This window comes from Marinobacter manganoxydans MnI7-9, assembly GCF_000235625.1.
Classification (GTDB): Bacteria; Pseudomonadota; Gammaproteobacteria; order Pseudomonadales; family Oleiphilaceae; genus Marinobacter; species Marinobacter manganoxydans.
This window is the reverse complement of record NZ_AGTR01000084.1, coordinates 12,436-34,242: the sequence shown is the minus strand read 5'-3', so window position 1 is coordinate 34,242 and position 21,807 is coordinate 12,436. Positions and strand designations below refer to the sequence as shown.

The window sequence follows — 21,807 nt, the reverse complement described above, 5'->3', positions numbered from 1 at the left end:
CCATGAATCAGCCAGTCAATTCCGCCGACATTCACAAGGCTATCGTTCAGGAACAGGCCGCTCAGGATCGCAAAAAGATGATGCTGAACGGTGTCCTGCTGCTCCTCCTGCTGGCGGCACCGTTCATGATCTATCCGGTCTTCCTCATGAAGATCCTGTGCTTCGCGCTGTTTGCGGTGGCGTTCAACCTTCTGTTCGGCTTCACCGGCCTGTTGTCATTTGGCCACGCAGCCTTCCTGGCCACAGGGGGCTACACCACCGGTTACCTGCTCAGTAATTACAGCGGGCTAAGCACCGAGATGGGCATCATCGCCGGTACGCTGGCGGCCACAGTGCTCGGTACTGGCTTTGCGTTGCTGTCGATTCGTCGCCAGGGTATCTATTTCGCGATGGTAACCCTCGCGCTTGCCCAGCTTGTGTTCTTCTTCTTCGTCCAGTCTGAATTCACGGGTGGTGAGGACGGTATGCACGGCATTCCTCGTGGCGAGTTGTTGGGCTTCATCAATCTTGAAGACAACCTGAACATGTATTACTTCGTCCTGGCGGTGTTCATCGCCTGCTACCTGTTGGTACAGCGTATCGTCGGTAGTCCGTTCGGCCAGGTGCTGAAGGCGATCAAGCAGAACGAACCCCGTGCCGTCTCCCTGGGCTACAACGTCGATCGCTACAAGGTGCTCGCGTTCGTCATCTCGGCGGCCCTGGCCGGTCTGGCCGGTTCCATGAAGTCTGTGGTGTTCCAGCTTGCCTCCCTCAACGATGCCCACTGGCATATGTCGGGCGAGGTCATCCTGATGACTCTGGTTGGTGGTATGGGAACACTGTTGGGCCCGGTGGTTGGTGCCACCTTCGTGGTGAACATCGAGTACCAGTTGTCCCAGGGTGCCCTGCGTGACTGGGTGGACCCAATCCTCGGCGGGATTTTCGTCCTGACGGTACTGGCATTCCGTAGCGGTATCGTGGGAGAGATCCAGAAGTTCGTGAAAAAGAACCTGGGCTGACGCCTGCTTTAGCTCGGAAAACAAAAAGGGCCACCTCTGGGGGTGGCCCTTTTTGTTGTTCAACTGGCAGGGTTTCTCGGGTTAGAACTCCGCCAAACGACTGGGTGTACCCACATACACATAAACCGCTGAATCGCCGCGGAAGGCCACCTTGTGAACCGATACATTCGGTTTCCCAGCCTCAGCCGCGCTGAACCGGGTGACCATTCCTGCATTCATCCCATCCCTCGTTCTTTCCCCTTCAGTGCTTGACCAGCTATCACCCAGGCACTGCCCCATCCAGTTTACAGCCGTGTTGTACCTGGTGGTCGCCACCTCGTCGTTGGGAGTATTGCCGGAGCAGACGTAGGCGCTGTCGTTATTGGCCCAGCTCCAGACTTCGCAGTGTCCGCGGATTATCTGTTCTTTGGCATTGTAGACAGTTACCGAGCTGAAACTATTGGAGCTGCCACGGTAAGCCTCAAAACCAGAGGGGTAATCAGCAACGATGCCTTTCAGTGAGGCGCAGGGATCGTCAACGCCCAGTGACAGCGTGTTCTGAATTGAGCATCCCGCCAGGGAAAGCCCGATGATGACGGAAGTAAATTTTACGGTTTTGGGGATTTTCATTGAGTGGATCTCTGAAACGAACGATTCAGGGAAATATAGCAAAGATTCGACTAATCTTATTTTCGACTTGATTGAACCCCGCCAAGAGACTGCCATTTCAGGGAAGACAGACGATGGAAGGCTATAAGAAATTCCGCATTGCCGTAGTTTCACTGTGTGCAGTTTTGTTGTTGGCAGGCTGTTCCGAGCCTCAGGAGCCAAAGCAAACCAGTCCCGTTGCCGTTTCCGTGGTGGTACTTGAGGCCAGTGAAATCCGGCCTTCCCGGGAGTTTGTTGCCAGAACGGCCGCTTCCGCCAAAGCGGATATCACGCCGCGCATAGAAGCGGAAATCCGGGAAATTCTTTTTACCGAGGGCGCGAAAGTCAGCCAGGGCGAGCTCCTGATCCGGCTTGAGGACACTCGCGCAAGCGCTGATCTCCAACAGGCGGATGCAGAACTGGCTGCGGCCCGCGCCGAAGTGGATTCTGCGAGCCGAAATCTGAAACGAGGGGAAGAAGTGTCGGAGAAAGGCTTCCTGTCGGCTGCAGACCTGGACAAACTCAAAGACCGCTTCAGCGCAGCTGAAAGCCGCCTTCAGGCTGCCCAGGCGGCCGTTCAGAAGGCAGGAAGTAACCTCGAGTACTCTGAAATACGAGCACCCTTTGATGGCTGGATCGGCCGCCTGAACTATGACGTAGGAGCCGTGGTCAGTCCCTCTTCTGGAGCAATAACCTCTATCCAGGTTACCGACCCTGTCTACGTCGAATTCCAGATCAATGAGGCTGACTTTATTAACTTCCGCCGCCGGGGAGCGGAATCTGCTCAAGCGCTATCCAGATCCCTGGGGCTCTATCTTACCCTGCCAGATGGCGAGCGCTATGAGCAGCCTGGTGTGCTGGATTTCGCCGACGTACAGACCGATGCCAGTACGGGGACCGTCGAGATGCGAGCGGTCTTCCCCAATCCCGATGCGGTCCTCGTGCCAGGCCTGTACGTGACACTCCGGGTTGAGGGGCAGTCGGGTGAGGCCAAGGTGCTTGTCCCTCAGGTAGCGGTTCAGGAGACCATTGAAGGAAAGTTTGTTCTGGTGGTTGATGACCAGAATCAGGTTGCCCAGCACTTCATCCAGACCGGCTCTCGGGAAGGAGCGCTGCTGGTGGTCAACTCAGGGCTCGAAGCCGGTGACCAGGTGATTGTGGAGGGCCTCCAGAAAGTTCGGCCCGGAGTCACAGTCAGTGCTGCTCAAAAACAGATTGACCCGCAAACCGGAGCACTCATCCAGACGGGTGAGGCGAGCCAATGATCAGCCGGGTTTTTATCCATCGACCGAAGTTTGCGTTTGTTATTTCCATCCTGATTACCCTGGCCGGGCTACTGGCGTTACGCATTCTGCCGGTCAATATGTATCCGGACATGGCCCCGCCCCAGGTTCAGGTGACCGCATCGCTTCCCGGGGCCAGCGCCCAGGTAAACGTCCAGAACCGCGTTGCCCTGGCGGAACCGTTTTTGCCCGATGAAGTCCGGCGACAGGGCGTGGTGGTCAGCAAGCAGGCTGGCAACATGCTGATGGGTATCAACCTGACCTCCGAGCGACCGGATCTCGACGGCGTCTTTCTCAGCAACTACGCCTCCAATAACCTGGTCGAAGCCCTTGGTCGGGTGCCAGGCGTCGGTTCTGCGGAAGTGATGGGCGCGAAAGATTACAGCATGCGAGTCTGGCTGGATCCCCGCCGGATGGCCTCACTGGATGTGACCGTCGCCGAGGTTGCTGCCGCGCTTCGTGAGCAGAACCAGATTGTCGCGGCCGGCAAACTCGGCCAGCCGCCCGTGCCTGCGGGCCAGCAGTTTGTCTACAGCATTCAGACCCGGGAGCGCCTGTCAGATCCCGACGAGTTCGCCCAGACCATTCTCCGCTCAAGGCCCGATGGCGGTTTTGTGCGCCTCAGAGACGTCGGGCGTATCGAACTGGGCTCCCGTTCCTATACCTCCACCGCGAAACTGAACAATCAGGACACGGCATTCCTGGTGATCTACCAGCTGCCCGATGCCAATGCTCTGGAGGTCGCGGAACGGGTAAAAGCACTGGTTGATGAGGCGTCCGCGAGTTTTCCGGAGGGTGTGAATCACACCGTACTGTACGACACCACGGAGTTTATCAGCCGCTCCATCAGCGAAGTCATCGTTACCCTGTTCCAGGCCGTCGGCCTGGTGATCCTGGTGGTGTTCCTGTTCCTGCAGAACTGGCGGGCCACGCTGATTCCCAGTATCGCGATCCCGGTCTCCCTGATCGGCACCTTTGCTGTTATGGCTGTGCTGGGTTATTCCATCAACACCATCACGCTGTTCGGGCTGGTTCTGGCGATTGGCATTGTGGTGGATGACGCCATCATGGTTATCGAGAACGTTGAGCGCATCCTTGCCGAGGAGAAGCTGCCGATACGAGAGGCAGTTACCAAGGCAATGGCGGAAGTCACAGGGCCGGTGATTGCCACCACGCTGGTGTTGCTGGCCGTGTTCGTACCGGTGGCCTTCATGCCGGGGATCACCGGAAAATTCTACCAACAATTCTCGGTCACCATCTCGGTAGCCGTGATCATCTCCTCCATAAACGCTCTTACCCTCAGCCCGGCCCTTTGCGTCGCGCTGCTCGGAAAAGGCGGAGAAAAGACCATTGGTTGGCTCCGGCCCTTCGAGTTACTGATTACGCGAACAACCGGTGGTTACTCAAAGCTGGTCGTGCAGCTGCTACGCAAAGGCGCTCTCGTTGGCGTGACCCTGGTGGTGATACTGGTCGCTGGGGCCGGCCTGTTCAAATCCGTGCCATCGGCGTTCGTGCCGCCGGAAGACCAGGGCTTCCTGTTCGTGGATGTGCAATTGCCCGATGCTGCTTCCCTCGAGCGCACCGAAGCCGTACTCGGCAAAGTTACTGATATGGTTCTGGAAGATCCGGCAGTGACCGATTTCATCACCGTGTCTGGCTTCTCGTTGCTGGGCGGCGCTGCCACCAACAACGGTCTGGGAATCGTCATGCTCAAGGACTGGGAAGACCGGGAAGAGCCAGCTCTGGGGCTGAGCGCGGTGATCCCCCGGCTCTACTCCGGGCTCTGGACAATCCCCGAGGCCCAGGTGATGGTCTTCAACCCGCCTCCGATTCCGGGCCTGGGTACCTCCTCCGGCTTCAATTTCCGGCTGCAAGACAACCAGGGCAGGGATGTCTCGGAACTGGCCCAGGTGATGAATGGTCTCATCTACGAGGCCAATCAGCGTAAAGAGCTATCCCGTGTTTACAGCACCTATCGCGCGAACATTCCGCAATATCTGCTGGAGGTTGAGAGGAATAAAGCCAAGGCCCTGGGTATTGAGCTCTCCGATATCTTCTCTACCCTGCAGACCCAGCTCGGCTCGCTCTACGTGAATGACTTCACCCGGTTCGGTAAGAACTACCGCGTACTTCTTCAGGCCGAAGGCGAGTTCCGGCAGCGTCCGGAGGACCTGTCCCATTACTTTGTCCGCAACCGGGATGGCGACATGGTGCCACTGACCACGCTGGCTTCGCTCCAGCCTGTGCTCGGGCCCTCAAGCATCCAGCATTTCAACTTGAAGCGCTCGGTAACCATCTCCGGGGAGGCGGCAGCGGGCTTTGCCAGTGGCGCCGGGGCTGCAAGCCGGGTAAGCCTCGGTATTACGGTTCTCAGTGGCATGGTTGCCGCCACCGTTCTGGGCACATTGCTGGTCCCGGTATTTTACAAATGGATCCAGTCTGTCCGGGACCGCCGCCAACCGGCAGCGTAGTTCGCTGACCGTTCAGGCTGGGTGCTGAAAAACGAAGGCATCCATGGCCAGAACACCGTGTTCGATCCCGCCATCAATCAGCCCGCCGGGTTGCTGCTCCCCGGCTGCACCGGCGGCCACCAGCAAAGGTAGAAAATGCTCGGTGGTTGGGTGCGCCCGCTTGGCATGGGGGGCCTCCTCCAACGCTGCTATCAGTTGCTGATGGTCGCCGTCCTGCACTTTGGCACGGACCCAATCCGTGAATTCCCTCGCATACCCGGATGCGTTCGGGTCACCCCAGCGAACCTCATACAGATTGTGGGTAAGGCTGCCTGATCCGATGATGAGCACACCATCATGCTCGAGCGGCTGCAGGGTCTGGCCCAACCGCCAGGCAGACGCAGGCCCAAGATCCGTTGGCATCGAAACCTGGAATACCGGAACCGAATGATCAGGGAACAGGTGCATCATTGGCACCCAGGCCCCGTGATCCAGCCCCCGGGTCTCGTCAGCACTGGCCTTCCAGCCCCCTGCCTCCAACAACGCCAGAGCAGTTCGCGCAAGTTTCGGATGGCCTGGTGCCGGATAGTCGAGGTTATAGAGTTCGGGTGGAAAACCCCGAAAATCGTGAATCGTCTCGGGTGTTTCCGAGACGCCTACCCGGATTTCTTCCGTCATCCAGTGTGGTGAAACCACCAGCACAGCTGCGGGCCGGGTCAGGCGTTTGCCCAGCTCTGTCAGGGCCGGGCCAGCAAGGCCCGGCTCCAGCGCAAAGGTGGGAGCGCCGTGGGAAACAAACAGACTCATGATTTGCTCCTCCGGGTTGCGGTGGTTATCGGGCTGCAATCGCGCGGTCAATGGACGCGCGGCCTGCGCCGCTGAATACCAGGGATACCGATACGGCCAGCAAGGCCAGGCCAAACTCGTAACCATTGTTACTCATGAACAGGCCGTTGCCGATATGAACGCTGAAAATGGCGATCAGCATGGCGAATGCCAGTACCGCGCTGGCGGGGCGAACCAGCAGGCCGATGATCAGAGCCAGGCCACCAAAGAATTCCGCACCGCCGGCCAACAAGGCCATCAGGTAGCCGGGACTCAGCCCGATGGAATCCATCCATTGTCCTGTGCCTTCCAGGCCATAGCCGCCAAACCAGGCAAACAGTTTCTGGGCGCCATGAGCGGCGAAAATGATACCGACGGGAATTCGAAGGGCCAGAGCGCCCCAGCCTGCGTCAGTGGCGATCAGTTTGTTCAGGAATGCGTTGTTCATGATGAATCTCCTTGGGTGTGTTGTGAGCATGTGGGTACTTTACAAATATCAATAAAAGGGATAAACGTGGCTTTAATGAATTAACTGTTCCGGAAAATGAAACAATGGATCGATTGCTGGAGATGCAGACGTTCTGCACCGTGGTTGAGGCGGGGAGCTTTGTGGCTGCGTCGGAGAATCTGGGGATGTCCAAGGCCGCTGTCTCGCGTTATGTCAGCGAGCTGGAAACCCGTCTAGGGGTTCGGCTGTTGCAGCGGACCACCCGCCGCCTGTCGCTTACGGGGGAGGGCGAGGTGTTTTATGTCCGATGCCGGGAGTTGCTGGCCGGTGTTGAAGAGGCAGAAGCGGAAATTACCTCCCGCAATGATGTCGCAAGAGGCACGCTAAGGGTGAACGCGCCGGTCAGCTTCGGAATCAGCCACCTGGCACCTTTGTGGGGAGAATTTCACGCCCGCTATCCGGATGTGGAGCTGTCGATTGATCTTTCAGACCGGCTGGTGGACATCGTTGAGGAAGGCTTTGATCTGGCCATCCGCATTGCCACATTGCAGAGCTCCACGCTGGTCAGCCGACGGATCACCTCTACCCGGCTCATTGCCTGTGCCTCGCCGGATTACATCGCCACCCACGGTTCCCCAGCCAAACCGGAAGATCTGACCAGCCACCGGATCATCGGTTATAGCAACTTCACCACGGGCAACGACTGGCCCTTTGAAGGCCCGGAAGGCGCCACTAGTGTGCGGGTGCGGCCGTGGATGTACGCCAACAACGGTGAAACCTGCTGCGGTGCTGCCCTGGCCGGCCAGGGCATTGTTCTCCAGCCCGGCTTTCTGGTGCATAAAGATCTCGAAGCCGGGCGCCTGATGGAGCTGATGCCAGCGTATCGTTCCACCGAGCTTGGCGTATACGCCGTCTATCCCACCCGCAAGTTCGTCACACCCAAAGTCCGTGCGCTGGTTGACTACCTTGTCTCTGCCTTTCCCGATGCCCTGTGAGGACGCGAGCGGGGCCTCTGGACGCTAGGCGTCCGGTGTCTGCAGCCGTTTGCGTTCCGCCCGGCGCATCAGATACCAGGCAATAAACGCAATCAGCGATACCGCCACGATGATCAGGGTGGCCAGCGCGTTGATCTTCGGCGAAACCCCCATTCTCACAGACGAAAACACCACCATCGGCAGTGTTGTTGCACCCGGCCCGGAAACGAAGCTGGCAATCACCAGATCATCCAGCGACAGAGTAAACGCCAGCAGCCAGCCTGATACCAGCGCCGGGGTAATCACAGGCAGGGTGATGACAAAGAAGGTTTTCAGGGGCGTGCAGCCCAGGTCCATGGCCGCCTCCTCGATGGAGCGATCCACTTCCTGCAACCGGGCCGACACCACTACCGCCACATAGGCACTGCAGAAGGTGGTGTGGGCGATCCAGATGGTGGCCATGCCACGATCCACCGGCCAGCCGATGGTCTGGGCCATCTGCACGAACAACAGCAGCAGCGACAGGCCCGTGATTACCTCTGGCATAACCAGCGGCGCGGTAATCATGCTGGACAGCAGTGTGCGCCCGCGCATCTTCTTGAACCGGGTGATCACGAACGCACACAGCGTGCCCAAGCACACCGCCATGCTGGCGGAGTAGAAGGCAATCCGCAGGCTCATCCACACCGCCGACAGAATCTGCTCATCCCGGAACAGCTCGCCGTACCACTGGGTTGAGAAGCCGGCCCACACCGACACCAGCCGGGACGCATTGAACGAATACACGATCAGCACGAACATTGGCAGGTACAGGAACAGCAGGCCGAGAACCAGCATCACTTTGGAGAAACTGAAGGAGCGGGACTTAACCATGCTTTTCCATCTCCCGGGCCTGGAACCGATGGAACAGCACAATCGGCACCAGCAGCAACAACAGCATCACGATCGCCAGGGCAGACGCCACCGGCCAGTCGCGGTTGTTGAAGAACTCCTCCCACAACACCTTGCCGATCATCAGCGTATCCGGCCCGCCCAGCAGTTCCGGGATAACGAACTCGCCCACCGCGGGAATAAACACCAGCATGGAACCGGCCAGAATGCCGGCCTTCGACAGGGGCAGGGTAATGGCCCAGAAGGTGGTCAGGCTGCGGCAGCCCAGGTCTGATGCCGCCTCCAGCAGGCGCACATCCAACTTCACCAAGTTGGTGTAAATGGGCAGCACCATGAATGGCAGATAGGCGTAGACAATGCCCAGCACCACCGCGAAGTTGGTGTTCAGCATCTTGAGCGGCTGATCGATAAAACCCAACCACATCAGAAAACTGTTCAGAAGCCCCTGATTGCCGAGGATGCCCATCCACGCATAAACCCGGATCAGGAACGAGGTCCAGGAGGGCAGCATTACCATCAACAGCAACACCAGTTGCCAATGTTTTGGAGCACGGGCCATTGCGTAGGCCATGGGGTAGCCGATGAGCAGGCACACCACCGTTGCCAGGAATGCTGTCTTCACCGACCCCCAATAGGCGGCGACATACAGGCTGTCCGAAAGCAGGAACAGGTAGTTGCCAATGTTCACCACCACCGAGAGGGTGTTGTCCACCCACCGGAATACAGGCTCGTAAGGGGGGATGGCCATCACCGCCGAGGTCAGGCTGATCTTCAGCACCAGCGCAAAAGGCAGGAGGAAGAACAGCAGCAGCCACAGGAACGGGATACCGAACACCACCCGGCGATTAAACAGCACTGCACGCACCCGCTCGGTCAGAGGGGTGGGTAAAAGTTTCCGTCTCATTGGCTCAGTTCCAGAGCAGGATGGGGCTGGAGGCTTCCCAGGATACGAATACCCTGTCACCCCAGGTTGGCCGCTCGCCACGGCGTTCCACGTTCGCCATGGTCGCCTGAACGCGTTTGCCGCTGGCCAGCTTTACGTAGTAGGACGTGATGTCGCCCAGATAGGCGATGTTGTCCACCGTTCCGCAGCTCCAGTTGTGCTCGCCGTCCGGTTTGTCCGGGGTCAGGTAGATCTTCTCTGGGCGAAGGGCTACCAGTGTTGCGGTACTTTCCGCCGGCGTGGTCACGCCGCGATCAATAAAAACCGGGGCATCCAGCAGGTCGCTGGTCAAAGTAACGCTGTCGGCCTCGTCTTCCCGGATGTGGGCCTCGAAAATGTTCACCGAGCCAATAAACTCTGCCGTCATGCGGCTGTTCGGGCTCTCATAGATGTCGATGGGCGAGCCGATCTGGACAATCCGGCCCTGCGCCATGATGGCGATGCGGCTGGCCATGGTCATGGCCTCTTCCTGGTCGTGGGTCACCATCAGGCAGGTGGCGCCCACGTTTTCCAGAATTTCCACCAGTTCCAGCTGCATTTCGGTACGCAGCTTTTTGTCCAGGGCGCCCATGGGCTCGTCCAGCAACAGCAGCTTGGGACGTTTGGCCAGTGAGCGGGCCAGGGCAACGCGTTGCTGCTGACCACCGGAAAGCTGCTGGGGTTTGCGCCGGGCATAGGGTTCCATCTTGACCAGCTTCAGCATGGCGGCCACCCGGTCGCGAATTTCGCTTTTCGGCAACTTGTCCTGTTTCAGGCCCATGGCAATGTTCTGCTCCACCGTCATATGGGGGAACAGAGCATAGGACTGGAACATCATGTTGGTCGGGCGCAGGAACGGGGGCAGAGCTGTAACGTCCTGGCCGTCGAGCATGATGGAGCCGGCGTTGGGCGTTTCAAAACCTGCGAGCATGCGTAGCAGGGTGGACTTGCCGGAACCGGAACCACCCAGAAGGGCAAAGATCTCGCCCTTGTGGATGTCCAGGTTCACATTGTCCACGGCCAGCGTGCCATCAAAGCTTTTGGAAATGCTCCGAATGCTGAGTAACACCTCCGCTTGCGCGGAGGTGTTGTTGCCGTTTTCCACCGCTTAGCGACCAGACTTCACGTTGGTCCAGGTGCGGGTCATCAGACGCTGGGCGTCCTGAGGCCGGCCTTCCATGATGTACAGCTTCTTCATCACCTCATCGGTCGGGTAGATGCTGATATCGCTCAGAATCTCCGGATCAACGAATTCGTTGGCCGGCTTGTTCGGGTTGGCGTACCACACATAGTTGGTCACGTCCGCGATGATTTCCGGACGCATCAGGAAGTTCATCAACTTGTGGGCGTTCTCAACGTTCGGTGCGCCGGCCGGGATGGTCATCATGTCGAACCACAGGACTGCACCTTCTTTGGGAATGGTGTAGCGGATCACGTTGCCGTTCTCGGCTTCCTCGGCGCGTGCGGCGGCCTGCAGGATGTCGCCGGAGTAACCGGCAGCCACACACAGGTCACCGTTGGCCAGGTCAGCAATGTAACGCGACGAATGGAAGTAGGTGATGTTCGGGCGAATGGCCTTGATCACCTCGCCGCCTTTCCTGATGTCGTCGGCGTTGTTGCTGTTCGGGTCCAGGCCAATGTAGGCCATGGCAGCACGAACCATTTCCTCGCCGGAATCCAGCATGGCAATACCGCAGCCGCCGGCGGCAAGCTTGCCGGTGACTTCAGGATCGAATACCAGGGCCCAGGAATCGGTGGGAGCGCTGTCACCCAGGATTTCCTGGATACGGCCTTCGTTATAGCCATAGCCGTTGGTGCCCCAGAGATAAGGCAGAGCAAACTGGCTACCCGGGTCAACCTTTTCCAGATCGTCCATCAGATCCGGGTTGAGGTTGCTCATGTTCGGCAGCTTGCTGTGGTCCAGCGCTACGAAGGCGTTGGCAGAAATCTGCTTGGCCACATAGTGGTTGGACGGCACAACAAGATCGTAGCCGGAACGACCGGAAAGCAGGGCGGCTTCGAGGATCTCGTTACTGTCGTAAACGTCGTAGATCACCTTGATGCCGGTTTCTTCCGTGAACTTCGCCAGGGTGTCCTCGGCGATGTAATCGGACCAGTTGTAGACACGCACTTCCTCGGCGGCAAACGCGGAAGAGGCACACAGAGACAACGCAACAGAGGCGGCCAGCGCCTGTGGCTTACACAACTTCAACATTGGATGATGTCCCTCACTCAAAAGGGATAAATACAAAACGTGCAGGACGCACGCGGTGTTGTGCAGGTCTGCTGAGGGTGGCCGCAGGTGGCTGTTGTCCCGGGAAGAACCGGTCGCCGCCTTTTGACTCCTTTAAGGCTTGTCCTGGAAACGGCGGTGGGGAACCTGCCGAATTCTCGCGATATTTATCATGAGATGCGGGGTTGCGCTATAAAAATTTTACTCCGGGATTTGTGGTATGTCCCTATCTTGCCAAACACCCCGGAAAGCGGGATAAAGGAGTGTTGAAACCCCTGCGCCGGCTCCTCGGCACCAGGCCTGTTTGCGTTGTGGATGGCTTCCCTTATGGCTTCTGGTTCTACGAGTGCCGACTCGTTCCTTCAGGCACACCCCGAACTGCAGTTTGTTGATCTGCTGATCCCGGATATGAATGGTATTGTTCGCGGCAAGCGGGTAGACCCGTCTGCTTTGGCGAAGGTGTTTGAGCGCGGTGTGGCTATGCCGGCGTCCATCTTTGCCCTGAACATTCAGGGCACTACGGTGGAAGAAACCGGCCTCGGCCTGGATATTGGCGAGGCAGACCGCGTCTGTCTGCCCATTGAAAATACCCTCACTATGGAACCCTGGCAGAAGCGGCCCACTGCGCAACTTCTGTTGACCATGTATGAGCTGGATCGCGAGACACCGTTTTTCGCAGATCCGCGGGTGGTCTTGCAGAACATCATCAAGCGCTTTGAGGATTTGGGGCTGACTCCCGTGGCGGCCTTTGAGCTGGAGTTTTACCTGATTGACCAGGAAAACCTCGCCGGTCGCCCTCAGCCACCCAAATCACCCCTCTCTGGCAAACGCCCGGCGGGCACGCAGGCCTATTCCATTGATGATCTGGACGAATACGCTGAATTCCTGGCGGACGTGCTGGATGCCGCCCATGAGCAGGAGCTGCCGGCGGATGCGCTGGTAGCCGAGTCCGCGCCCGGGCAGTTTGAGGTCAACCTGCACTACGTGGATGACGCGGTGCAGGCGTGCGACCACGCCACTCTGCTGAAGCGTCTGATCAAGAACATGGCCTACGACCATGAAATGGACACCACGTTCATGGCCAAGCCCTATCACAACCAGGCCGGCAGTGGCATGCACCTGCACGTGAGCCTGGTGGATGGCGAAGGCCGTAACGTGTTTGCCGGCGACGCCGAGCAGCCAAACGACATGTTGCGCTGGGCCGTGGGTGGATTGGTCGCCACCATGAACGACGCCATGGCCTTGTTCTGCCCCAATATCAATTCCTACCGCCGGTTCAGCCCGGAGTACTACGTTCCCAGCGCCGCCACCTGGGGCGTGGACAACCGCACTGCGTCGCTGCGTCTGCCGGGCGGTGATCCGGAGGCCCTGCGAATTGAACACCGGGTCGCCGGTGCCGATGCCAACCCGTATCTGCTGATGGCAGCCGTGCTGGCGGGCATTCACTACGGCATCTCCAACAGGATAGAGCCACCACCGGTCACTGTGGGTAATGCCCATGAACAGCACGAAGCCTCATTGGTGAATAACCTGCGGGATGCCTTGCGGGAGCTGGGGCAATCGAAAGTGATGGCCGATTATCTCGGCAGCCAGTTTCTGGATGTGTTCGTCGCCTGCAAGGAGCATGAACTGAACGAATTCGAGATGACCATCTCTGATCTCGAATATCTCTGGTACCTGCACACGGTCTGATCAATTCCGGGATAAAAAACGGCGCCTTGAAGGCGCCGTTTTTCGTTTGCCGGACTGCGACTAACTATTCCGAACTACTCCAGCACCAGCCAGGTGGCTTTCAGTTCCGTGTACTTGTCGAAGGCATGCACAGATTTGTCGCGCCCGTTGCCGGACTGCTTGAAGCCACCGAAGGGTGCGGTCATATCGCCGCCGTCATAGTGGTTAATCCACACGCTGCCGGCTCGCAGGGCCTTGGCTACCTTATGGGCGGTATTGATATTGGAGGTCCACACCGCCGCAGCCAGGCCGTAGATGGAATCGTTGGCAATGGCAACGGCTTCGTCTGCGGTATCGAACCCGATGACAGAAAGCACCGGCCCGAAGATTTCCTCCGAGGCAATGCGCATCTGGTTATTCACCCCGTCAAACACCGTGGGCTGAACAAACAGGCCGCCCGTGTTTTCCAGAATCCGCTGCCCACCTTCCACCAGGCGTGCGCCCTCAGACTGCCCGATGCCGATGTAGTCGATGATCCGATCGAGCTGGGCCTGATCCACGATCGCGCCACAGGTAGTCGCCGGGTCCAGCGGATGGCCGGGACGCCAGGTTTTCAGGGCCTCGCATATCAGCCTTACAAACTCGGCACGAATGCTGTTCTCGACCAGCAGGCGACTGCCGGCAGTGCACACTTCGCCCTGATTGAAGGCAATGGCACTTGCCGCCTCGGCAGCGGCCTTTTTCAGGTCTGGCGCATCGGCGAAGACAATGTTGGGGCTCTTGCCACCGGCCTCCAGCCATACCCGTTTCATGTTGGATTGGCCGGCGTAGATCATCAGTTGCTTGGCCACATTCGTGGACCCGGTAAACACCAGGCAGTCCACGTCCATGTGCAGCGCCAGGGCCTTGCCCACGGTGTGACCATAGCCTGGAAGCACATTGAAAGCGCCGGCGGGAACGCCCGCTTCCCCGGCCAGGGCGGCCAGGCGAATGGCGCTCAGGGGCGATTTCTCGGAGGGTTTCAGTATGACGGAATTACCAGTAGCCAGGGCCGGGGCAATTTTCCAGGCCGCCATAATCATCGGAAAGTTCCAGGGCACGATGGCCGCCACCACACCCATCGGCTCACGGGAGATCATGCCGATCTGGTTGTGAGGCGTGGGGGCAAGTTCACCGTAGACCTTGTCGATGGCCTCGGCGGTCCAGCGGATTGCCCGGGCGGTGGCCGGCACATCCACATTCCTGGCGTGGTTGATGGGTTTGCCCATGTCCAGGGTTTCCAGCAGGGCAAGCTCGTCGCCGTGGGCTTCGATAAGGTCAGCGAACCGGAGCAGCACCGCCTTGCGTTTTGCCGGTGCCAGCTGGCTCCAGATGCCCGCCTCAAAGGCGGCCCTTGCAGCCCTAACGGCCTGGTCGGCATCGCTCTGATCGCAACTGGCAATAGAGGCCAGCTCGCGCCCGTCAATCGGGCTGACCGAGGTAAACGTCTCGCCGTTGGCCGCCCATTGATAGGCGCCGTTCAGATAGGCGCGGCCCTCCAGAGTGAGGTTTGTGGCCAGGGCCTGCCATTCGGCCTGGCTGGTCGGTGTGGAAGAGCTGACGGGTTGATTCATGGACGCCTCGCAGGCTGTAGAGTTGAGCAATCATAGCAGCACTTTTATCCGCAGGCGCCGCCCGCGATATAGGTATAAGAACGTGTCTTTCCGAACGCGCGGTGCTGGCATAGACTTCCTGCGGCGCGCATCGTTGCAGCCTGATCCTGAACGTCTCTATCACCTTTTCTGGCGTCACATAATGATCGAGTATCCCCCGGTTCCCTCGTATTACGCAGCTTCCGCCAATTCGGCCCCTGTGCGCCCGGCGCTGCGAGGGTCTTGCGAGGCCGATGTTTGCGTCGTCGGTGCCGGCTACACCGGCCTTTCGACAGCGCTGTTCCTGGCGGAAGCTGGCTTCAGGGTGGTGGTTCTGGAGGCAGCGACGGTCGGCTGGGGTGCTTCGGGGCGCAATGGCGGCCAGATCGTTAACAGCTTCAGCCGGGATCTGGACAGCATCGAAAGACAGACCTCTCAAGTCCACCTGAAACTGCTGTCCGAGATGGCCTTTGAGGGCAGCCAGATCATTCGCCAGCGGGTGAAGAGTTACGGCATTCGGTGCGACCTGAAAGAAGGCGGTATTTTCGCAGCGCTCAATCCAAAGCAGCTCAGGCACCTGGAATCTCAGCAAGCGCTGTGGCGCCGGTTCGGTTACGACCAACTGGAACTGTTGGATAGGAATGCCATCCGTTCCCGGGTTGGCACGGAACGGTATGTCGGCGGCGCCATTGATCACACCGGCGGCCATATTCATCCGCTCAATCTGGCTCTCGGCGAAGCCGCGGCCCTCGAGTCGCGTGGCGGCGTGATTCACGAGCACTCCACAGTAACGAGCATCGCCCCCGGTAAAACCGTAACCGTTAAAACCGACATGGGCGAGGTGAGGGCGCAAACGGTTGTCCTGGCGGGCAACGCCTATCTTGGCGGCCTGGTGCCGGAGCTCGGGGCCAAATCCATGCCCTGCGGCTCGCAGATTATTGCTACCGAGCCGTTGGAGGAGGCCGTTGCCAGGCAGTTGCTGCCGAACGACAACTGCGTCGAAGACTGCAACTACCTCCTGGACTACTTCCGGCTGTCGGGTGACAACCGCCTGATCTACGGCGGTGGCGTGGTCTACGGCGCCCGCGACCCGGCTAACATCGAACGGCTGATTCGCCCGAATATGCTGAAAACCTTCCCGCAACTGGCGAATGTGAAGATCGATTACGCCTGGACCGGCAATTTCCTGCTGACCCTGTCGCGCCTGCCACAGCTCGGGCGCTTGCACGAGAACGTGTTCTACTCCCAGGGTTGCTCCGGCCATGGGGTTACCTTCACACACGTGGCAGGCAAGGCATTGGCACTGGCAATCCAGGATCAGGCGGAACGGTTTGATGCGTTCGCCAGCCTGCCGCATTACCCGTTCCCGGGTGGGCGCGCCTTCCGGGTGCCGTTGACGGCGATGGGAGCCTGGTACTATGCGCTGCGGGACAGGTTGGGCGTTTGAGTCCCCGGAAAACTGTGAAACAGTACCCGTTTCATCAACGTTTAAATTTGTAATCAGTCGGCCCGCTATTCGCTCCCGGCCCACAGCCGGGATTTAAGCGAATTGTGAAAAGCGGACCTAAAACAATGACCTATGCTCAGGAGTCCGGGCTCCATGCTGTAACCTTCCATCACAACGTGTATCCCTCCGTAAACGCCAATTTTCTGACGTAATCCGGCCGAAAAATCCGGAACTGGGCCGCATATAACCGAAAACTGCCGCTGTAAGATTCGCTCAAATTCGTCAAATAATTGGTGCGAAACAATGTCATATTGCGGCAAAAAACTAACGAAGCAAGGACTGCTGATTTTACCTGCGGTTGTTATGCTTTCGGGCTGCGGTCTGGACATTACGAGTGAAGAGAGCACCACGGCGGCGCAGGCTGCTCCCGCGACGCCTGAGCCCACAGTCCAGATCGCCGGCGCAGCCGTTAAAGGAATCATTCAACAGGGCCTTGTGGTTGCAAATCGGCTGATAGCTGACAAAGACGGCTACTACGCCCCGCAGCGTCAGGCAGCCAAACCGGTATTAACCGCAGACGATGGCAGCTATACCTGGCAGCTTCGCGGTAAGGCCGAAGGCTGGGCCCTGGTTGAGCTTTCTGCGGACGGCGGCACTCGCATGGTCTGTGACGTTCTGCCCCAATGCGATCAGGCCGGTGCCGAGCCAGTGCCGTTTGGGCAGGTAATGCCGCTGGATAGCAACTTCAGTCTGTTGGGTGCTGGCGATTTGCGGAACGAAACGGTAAACCTTACGCCGCTCACCCACCTGGCTGTAAAACTGGCTGAGCGCAGTTCGGAAGGTCTCTCACCGACAGCGATTTCCAGCGCTTACACCACCGTTGAAAACTGGTTCGCCCTTCCGGCCGGTGCTTTGCGCCTGACTCCTCCGGACCTGACCAATCTGGATGGAATGACCGGCGTAACCGCGGATGCCATTCAGGTGGCGATTGCCAATGCGTCATTCCTGGCGCTGGTCAATGACAACGCCCAGTGGGATTCGATTTCAGCTGTCCTGGATGACGTTACTTCACAGGTCAGTGCCACCGGCCAGATCAGCGTTATGGGCGATGGTACCAACGTGGCACTGGCAGATCTTGTCAGCGCGGCGGCCTTGCAGTCCTCAGAATTGCAGAACGTGGTGAATTCAAGCGTCATTAGCCAGAAGCTGGTGGTGGTCGAATACCGCAATGTACAGCGCTTCAAAACCATTGCCGATGTTAACGAAGAAAGTGATACCGACGTCGCCGATTCCGGTGACACCACCGACGGAACCACTGGCGGCGATGAAACCGCTGGAACTGATTCCGGCAGCACCACTGACACCTCAACCGACACCAACACCGATACCTCGACCGATACCTCAACAGGTTCAACCGACGAGCAGGTTGCCGGTACAACTGAGCCCGATACAACCACCGACGAAACCGTAGCGGACACAGGAACAGACACTGAAATCAGCGAGCCCGTCACCGAGACGACGCCTGAGGAAACCGCTCCTGCAAACACAGCACTGCTGAGCTGGACCGCGCCGCTGACCCGCGAAAATGGCGACAGCCTGGCCATGGGCGAAATCGCAGGCTTCGAGGTGGTCTACGGCACCAGCGCTGAAAACCTCGACCAGAGCCTGGCCATTGGTGACGCCTCCGTCGACGAGCTGCTGGTTGATGAGCTGACAGAAGGCACCTGGTACTTCGCTATCCGTACCCTGGACACCGATGGTAATCGCAGCCGGTTGTCTGAAGTGGTCTACAAACAGATCTGATTTGGCGGTAAAAGGCAGCGACCCCCTCTGGGGGCTTCGCTGCCAGCCTGTTACTATGTGCTGGTCCATTGCTCCATACCAGGTACATCATGGCCGGTTCAGACTACTCCCGCACTCTCCTTGAAGTGATCCCTGACGCCAGAGACGGCCTTACCCGTACTGAAAGAATCATTCTTTACGTCCTGCATGAAACTCAGAAAGAGCTGAAGGGCCGCAATGTCCCGACCGCCATGCTGTATGGCAGGGTGCTGGAATATGTGGACATGAGCGAGGCGGATCTTCATCTCTATCTGGACCGCCTGGGCGTAAAGGGAGACGGGATGTGACCATCGATTTCAGTCCTCTCTATCCCAAGCTGGTCAATCTCATACTCGACACGATCTTTGTGGTGGACGAGTCTGGCCAGATCGTTTTCGTCAGCGAAGCGTGCCAGCGGTTGCTCGGTTACTCGCCTTCGGAAATGATCGGAACACCGCTGCTGAACTACATTCACCCGGAAGACCAGGAGCGCACGCTGGCTGCTGCCCGCAGGGTAATGAGTGGGCACACCCACACGGACTTCGAAAATCGCTACCTGCACAGGGATGGTCATGCCGTGCATATCCTGTGGTCGGCTCGCTGGTCTGAGGAAGACCGTCTCCGGATTGCGGTGGCTCGGGATGTCACCGCTTTGCGACGGGGCGACCAGACCCGCAACGCGCTCTACCGGATCTCCGAAGCAGCTCACGAGGCAGAGACGCTCCGCGATTTGTGCGATGGTGTTCATTCAATTATTGGTGAGCTTTTCCCCGAGTCCGATCTCTACCTGGGTTTCAATCAGTCGCACTCCGGTCGGCTCAGCTTGCCCGACTGGCGCACGAAGAGCGGTTGGATCGACTGGCAGGTGGCCCCGGGATCGGCTCTCGAAGACGTCATCCACACCCGTAAATCGTCTATGGCAGTGCGGAATCCGGCGCATCCGGGTTTGGGGATGCACCCTCAAACCGGCTCGGAGGTAGCCAACTGGCTGGGGGTGCCTCTGGTTTTTCACGAGTCCACCATGGGCGTCCTGGTAATTGAGCGCGGTACAGCGGCCGTGTCCTTTGATGAGGCCGACAAGTCACTGCTGGAGTTCGTGGCAACCCAGGTTGCGACGGTTGTAGAGCGCAAGCGTTCGGAAGAAAACCTCCGATTCCTGGCGCACCACGACGGGCTTACCGGTTTAACCAATCGTTCCCTGTTCTACGATCGCCTGGAAACCGCGTTGCGATCAGCCAGCCGGAACGAGGGGCGGCTGGCGCTGCTGTACCTCGATGTGAATGACTTCAAGCAGATTAACGATACGCTGGGTCATGAAGCCGGCGATGAACTGTTGATCGAGATGGCCCAGAGGCTCAGGGACTGCACCCGTGGGACAGATACCGTCGCACGGATGGGCGGCGATGAGTTTACCGTTCTGCTCACCGATGTTCATGGGCGTGAGTCAGTTGAGAATGCCATAGCCAAGATTCGCGAAATTTTGAGCTTGCCGGTTGCCATCGGTGGCAAAACGGTTCGCGTTTGCTGCAGTATCGGTTCGGCCGTGTATCCGGAGGATGGTGAAACCGCCCGGCTGCTGTTCAGCAAGGCCGACGCAGCCATGTACGCGAGCAAGCGTCAGTCAGAGTAGCGCTGGCTGCCTGCGCGAGATGTGCATGCAGCCAGCCAGACCGTGAGCGATTATTTCGCGGTAATAGTCGACATCACCAGCTTGCCGTCCTTTTTGATCGGGCCGTCTTCCTTGGCGCCCAGGGTGTATTCAAAAATACCCGTTTTCATCCCGCCGTCTTCGCTGTGAACCATCAGCATCAGCATGTCACCAGATTGCACTTCCTCGGTCAGGATGGCGGCGACGTCCATGTTCATACCTTTGCGCAACGGCGCGTGGGCGACAACAGGGCCCGGCTTCATGGATTCGTCGGTGCGGTGAACCACCAGCCACCCATTCTGCTCGGCAACCACCTTTCTGGCGGATACAACGCCGTTGGCAACAGACTGATCGTTGGTCCAGACACCGGCCTTGTGTTCAGCGGCCAATGCAGAACCGGTTGCGAAAGCGCCGGAAACGAGGGCGGCCAGAAGTGTGGAAGTTTTTGCGTGCTTGATCATTGCGTTCTCCTGAGTGTCAGTGTTTCCCGCCCGTCGGGTTGTTTTTGGGCGGGTTAACTGCAGCTACGGGAGCCGATGCGCAAAGTTTCAGGAACGGAAGATTTTTTTTGGCACCTGCCTATTAATTGTTTCCGTCGGTGGGGTAGAGGTAACCGTGAATCGCCGGTCCCGTGGGCTGTCCGGTGGGTGAGCCGCCTTCGGGCTCGACACTGATGCCGAACGTGGCCTCCTTGAGCAGGGCAGGGTCGTAATTGCTCAACGCCCCTTCATCCAGCGCGAAATCGTTGCCCAGAACGCCCACGGAGCGGGGGTTTGGACCCAGCTCGTCGGCCTTGATCCACAACTGATAGGATTTTCCGGGTCTTGGCTCGGCAGTTACCGGCCGGATGTTGAGCCGTTGCTCCTTCAGGTCCACCGTCAGCAGGAAGGCCGGCTGCTCATCGTTGTTCTGGAAAACCGCAACAAACGACTGGGCTTGAGGCTCGGGCTGCGGCTGGAACGCCAGAATGGCCACGAGAACCAGGGCGGCCGCCGAGGCAATCGCCGTGCTCCAGCGCCAGCGGTTCAGCTGGCTGCGCAGCGCAACCACGTTTGACGTTTCGGCAGCCTCGCGAGGCGTCGATTCCACTCGGTCCAGAGCCTTCTCGATTTTTGCGAACAACGCCGGTGAGGGCTGAACGGGCTCGGTTTCCTCGGCCAGCTTACCCAGGCGCTCTTCCCATTGCAGAATCAGCGCATCTACCTCCGGGTCCTCATTGCGCCGGCTTTCAAGATAGGCCCGCTCCGAGGCTGGCAATGTGCCCAGAACGAACTCTGCAACCAGCATGTCCAGGTCGTCGCGTTCAGTCATGATTCGAGGCACCTTTTGAGCTGTTTCAATGCGCGGTGAAGCCAGGTCTTTACCGTGTTGACCGGCTGTTCAAACTGGCTTGCCAGGTCCTCCCGGGACCATCCGTTAAGGTAGGCCAGGCGCACCATGTCCTGTCGGTCTTTTTCCAGTTGGTCGATGCAGTGATTCAGTTGATTTGCCGCCCGCTGGTCTTCCAGCTGTTCCTGAGCTGATGTCTGCCGGCCTGGCATCTCATCCAGCTCGTCGCTGTTCGTGGTGCGTCCGGCGGGGTGTTTGCGCAGCTCATCAATGGCACCGTTACGGGCAATCGACACCAGCCAGGTAATCGGCGAAGATTTGCCGTCCTGAAACTGCTCGGCTTTTTGCCAGATTTTGAGATAACTGTCCTGGATAACATCGTCTGCCCACCCTCTGTCTCTGAGGATACGCAACACGGTGCCCAGAAGTTTCGGGGCAGTTGCCTGGTAGAGGAGGGCGAAAGCCTGGCGGTCTTTTTGAGCGACGCGGTGAATCAGCCGGGCAACACGCTCAGGGCCATCGGATGGCGACTGCGGGCCGGTTCCTGCGCTGGCATTGTCTGGGAGCTGATGGGAGTCAGGCTTCATGGGGCCTCGGGCTTTGGTGTCT

20 protein-coding genes are annotated in these 21,807 nt (G+C 58.7%); 9 read left to right on the top strand and 11 right to left on the bottom strand.

The window, feature by feature from the left end; genetic code table 11:
- Positions 1-2: 2 nt before the first annotated feature.
- On the top strand, positions 3-998 hold the full coding sequence (locus KYE_RS17050; RefSeq protein WP_008175909.1) for a branched-chain amino acid ABC transporter permease: 996 nt from the start codon (positions 3-5) through the stop codon (positions 996-998).
- Between the two features lie 81 nt (positions 999-1,079).
- Here KYE_RS17050 and KYE_RS17045 read toward each other — a convergent pair whose 3' ends face one another.
- Positions 1,080-1,607, bottom strand: a complete 528-nt coding sequence (locus KYE_RS17045; RefSeq protein WP_008175906.1) for a hypothetical protein — start codon at positions 1,605-1,607, stop codon at positions 1,080-1,082.
- Between the two features lie 113 nt (positions 1,608-1,720).
- On the opposite strand from KYE_RS17045, the gene KYE_RS17040 reads away from it, so the two are divergent.
- Positions 1,721-2,890, top strand: coding sequence for an efflux RND transporter periplasmic adaptor subunit (locus KYE_RS17040; protein WP_008175904.1), 1,170 nt, complete (start codon positions 1,721-1,723; stop codon positions 2,888-2,890).
- A complete protein-coding gene (locus tag KYE_RS17035; protein WP_008175903.1) occupies positions 2,887-5,379 on the top strand; it encodes an efflux RND transporter permease subunit in 2,493 nt (830 codons plus the stop codon). Before KYE_RS17040 ends, KYE_RS17035 begins: the two co-directional genes overlap by 4 nt.
- Positions 5,380-5,391: 12 nt before the next feature.
- Here the strand turns inward: KYE_RS17035 and KYE_RS17030 are convergent, their stop codons facing one another.
- Together KYE_RS17030 and KYE_RS17025 are read right to left on the bottom strand one after the other, a co-directional pair.
- Complete coding sequence (locus KYE_RS17030) at positions 5,392-6,165, bottom strand: DODA-type extradiol aromatic ring-opening family dioxygenase (RefSeq protein ID WP_008175902.1); 774 nt, start codon at positions 6,163-6,165, stop codon at positions 5,392-5,394.
- A gap of 25 nt (positions 6,166-6,190) precedes the next feature.
- Positions 6,191-6,631: a DoxX family protein gene (locus tag KYE_RS17025; RefSeq protein WP_008175901.1), complete on the bottom strand. Its 441-nt coding sequence runs from the start codon at positions 6,629-6,631 to the stop codon at positions 6,191-6,193.
- A 104-nt stretch (positions 6,632-6,735) separates the two neighbouring features.
- Between KYE_RS17025 and KYE_RS17020 the strand changes: the two genes are divergently transcribed.
- Entirely contained in the window at positions 6,736-7,626 is an 891-nt protein-coding gene (locus KYE_RS17020; RefSeq protein WP_008175900.1) for a LysR family transcriptional regulator, read from the top strand.
- Between the two features lie 24 nt (positions 7,627-7,650).
- Here KYE_RS17020 and KYE_RS17015 read toward each other — a convergent pair whose 3' ends face one another.
- The 4 genes from KYE_RS17015 to KYE_RS17000 are packed head-to-tail and all read right to left on the bottom strand — an operon-like array spanning position 7,651 to position 11,633.
- The gene (locus KYE_RS17015) at positions 7,651-8,478 is read right to left on the bottom strand and encodes an ABC transporter permease subunit (protein WP_008175898.1); all 828 of its coding nucleotides are present in this window, start codon (positions 8,476-8,478) and stop codon (positions 7,651-7,653) included.
- On the bottom strand, positions 8,471-9,400 hold the full coding sequence (locus KYE_RS17010) for an ABC transporter permease subunit (RefSeq protein WP_008175897.1): 930 nt from the start codon (positions 9,398-9,400) through the stop codon (positions 8,471-8,473). Before KYE_RS17010 ends, KYE_RS17015 begins: the two co-directional genes overlap by 8 nt.
- Positions 9,401-9,404: 4 nt before the next feature.
- Positions 9,405-10,523 (bottom strand): polyamine ABC transporter ATP-binding protein, encoded by a 1,119-nt coding sequence (gene potA / locus KYE_RS17005; protein ID WP_008175895.1) that lies wholly within the window; start codon positions 10,521-10,523, stop codon positions 9,405-9,407.
- 3 nt (positions 10,524-10,526) lie between these two features.
- On the bottom strand, positions 10,527-11,633 hold the full coding sequence (locus KYE_RS17000; RefSeq protein WP_008175893.1) for a polyamine ABC transporter substrate-binding protein: 1,107 nt from the start codon (positions 11,631-11,633) through the stop codon (positions 10,527-10,529).
- 345 nt (positions 11,634-11,978) lie between these two features.
- Here KYE_RS17000 and KYE_RS16995 point away from each other — a divergent pair, with 345 nt between their 5' ends.
- A complete protein-coding gene (locus KYE_RS16995; RefSeq protein ID WP_008175891.1) occupies positions 11,979-13,343 on the top strand; it encodes a glutamine synthetase family protein in 1,365 nt (454 codons plus the stop codon).
- Positions 13,344-13,417: 74 nt separating this feature from the next.
- Here the strand turns inward: KYE_RS16995 and KYE_RS16990 are convergent, their stop codons facing one another.
- Positions 13,418-14,935 carry an aldehyde dehydrogenase gene (locus tag KYE_RS16990; protein ID WP_008175879.1) on the bottom strand — a complete coding sequence of 506 codons (1,518 nt, stop codon included), beginning with the start codon at positions 14,933-14,935 and terminating at the stop codon, positions 13,418-13,420.
- A gap of 184 nt (positions 14,936-15,119) precedes the next feature.
- Here KYE_RS16990 and KYE_RS16985 point away from each other — a divergent pair, with 184 nt between their 5' ends.
- The 4 genes from KYE_RS16985 to KYE_RS16970 all read left to right on the top strand — a co-directional run bounded on the left by KYE_RS16985 (position 15,120) and on the right by KYE_RS16970 (position 19,851).
- Entirely contained in the window at positions 15,120-16,400 is a 1,281-nt protein-coding gene (locus tag KYE_RS16985; protein WP_274540920.1) for an NAD(P)/FAD-dependent oxidoreductase, read from the top strand.
- A 363-nt stretch (positions 16,401-16,763) separates the two neighbouring features.
- Positions 16,764-18,203, top strand: a complete 1,440-nt coding sequence (locus KYE_RS16980) for a fibronectin type III domain-containing protein (protein WP_227497868.1) — start codon at positions 16,764-16,766, stop codon at positions 18,201-18,203.
- An 89-nt stretch (positions 18,204-18,292) separates the two neighbouring features.
- On the top strand, positions 18,293-18,529 hold the full coding sequence (locus KYE_RS16975) for a hypothetical protein (RefSeq protein WP_008175874.1): 237 nt from the start codon (positions 18,293-18,295) through the stop codon (positions 18,527-18,529).
- Complete coding sequence (locus tag KYE_RS16970; RefSeq protein WP_008175873.1) at positions 18,526-19,851, top strand: sensor domain-containing diguanylate cyclase; 1,326 nt, start codon at positions 18,526-18,528, stop codon at positions 19,849-19,851. Before KYE_RS16975 ends, KYE_RS16970 begins: the two co-directional genes overlap by 4 nt.
- Before the next feature lie 50 nt (positions 19,852-19,901).
- On the opposite strand, the gene KYE_RS16965 is transcribed toward KYE_RS16970, so the two are convergent.
- From KYE_RS16965 to KYE_RS16955, 3 genes are all read right to left on the bottom strand, one after another.
- Positions 19,902-20,330, bottom strand: a complete 429-nt coding sequence (locus KYE_RS16965; protein ID WP_008175872.1) for a hypothetical protein — start codon at positions 20,328-20,330, stop codon at positions 19,902-19,904.
- A gap of 121 nt (positions 20,331-20,451) precedes the next feature.
- Positions 20,452-21,180, bottom strand: a complete 729-nt coding sequence (locus tag KYE_RS16960) for an anti-sigma factor domain-containing protein (protein ID WP_008175870.1) — start codon at positions 21,178-21,180, stop codon at positions 20,452-20,454.
- Positions 21,177-21,785, bottom strand: coding sequence for a sigma-70 family RNA polymerase sigma factor (locus KYE_RS16955; RefSeq protein WP_008175868.1), 609 nt, complete (start codon positions 21,783-21,785; stop codon positions 21,177-21,179). Before KYE_RS16955 ends, KYE_RS16960 begins: the two co-directional genes overlap by 4 nt.
- Positions 21,786-21,807 lie beyond the last annotated feature (22 nt).